This window comes from Micromonospora sp. NPDC047812, assembly GCF_040704175.1.
Lineage (GTDB): Bacteria > Actinomycetota > Actinomycetes > Mycobacteriales > Micromonosporaceae > Micromonospora.
This window is the reverse complement of sequence record NZ_JBEYRY010000048.1, coordinates 1-1,028: the sequence shown is the minus strand read 5'-3', so window position 1 is coordinate 1,028 and position 1,028 is coordinate 1. Positions and strand designations below refer to the sequence as shown.

Sequence of the window (1,028 nt, the reverse complement as noted above, 5' to 3'; positions counted from 1 at the left end):
GAGGGTCAGGTGGTGGTGGCGGATGTGCGGTGGGATCGGTTCGTGCCGTCGTTCACGGCGTTGCGTCCGTCTCGGCTGTTCACCGACATCCCCGAAGCGCAGGCGGCGGTCGAGGCCGCGGCCCGAGCCGAAACCGGCCCCACCGACCAGGCCTCCGCACTGCGCGAGCGGCTGGCGGCCCTGACGCCGCCGGAGGTCGAGGCGTCCCTCCTGGACCTCGTACGCTCCCAGGTCGCCACGGTGCTCGGCCACGCCACCGTGGAGGCGGTGCGGCCGGACCGGCCGTTCCAGCGTCTCGGCTTCGACTCGCTCACCGCCGTCGAGCTGCGCAACCGGCTGACCGCCGAAACGGGCCTCGCGCTGCCCTCCACCCTGGTCTTCGACCACCCGACGCCTGCCGCCCTGGTCACCCTCATCCGGGAGACCGTGCTCGGCGCCTCGGCTGACGCGCCGGCCGACCGCAGGATCGTCGCCGTGGACGACGACCCGATCGTGATCGTCGGAATGGGCTGCCGCCTTCCGGGTGGCGTCGCATCCCCCGACGAGCTGTGGCAGCTGCTCTCCACGGGACGCGACGGCATTTCCGAGTTCCCCCTCGACCGGGGCTGGGACAGCTTCCTCGGCAGCGGCCTGTCCGACACGTCCTTCGTCCGCAGGGGCGGCTTCGTCTACGACGCCGGTGAGTTCGACGCCGAGTTCTTCGGCATCTCACCGCGCGAGGCCCTCGCGATGGACCCGCAGCAGCGGCTGCTGCTGGAGACGTCGTGGGAGGCCGTCGAGTCGGCGGGCATCGACCCGACCAGCCTGAGGGGCGGCGCGGTCGGCGTCTTCGCCGGGGCCAGCTTCCAGGGGTACGCCAGCGGATCGGTCGGTCGGGCCCAGGAGGTCGGCGGCCACCTGCTCACCGGCAACGCGACAAGCGTGTTGTCGGGTCGGGTGGCGTACTCGTTCGGTTTCGAGGGGCCGGCGGTGACGGTGGACACGGCGTGTTCGTCGTCGTTGGTGGCGTTGCACCTGGCGGTGCAGGC

Annotated in this window: 1 protein-coding gene; it reads left to right on the top strand. The window is 72.3% G+C overall.

Annotated elements, in window-relative coordinates:
• Positions 1-42: 42 nt before the first annotated feature.
• On the top strand, positions 43-1,028 hold a 986-nt coding region (locus AB0883_RS30820), incomplete at its 3' end, for a type I polyketide synthase (protein ID WP_366644780.1).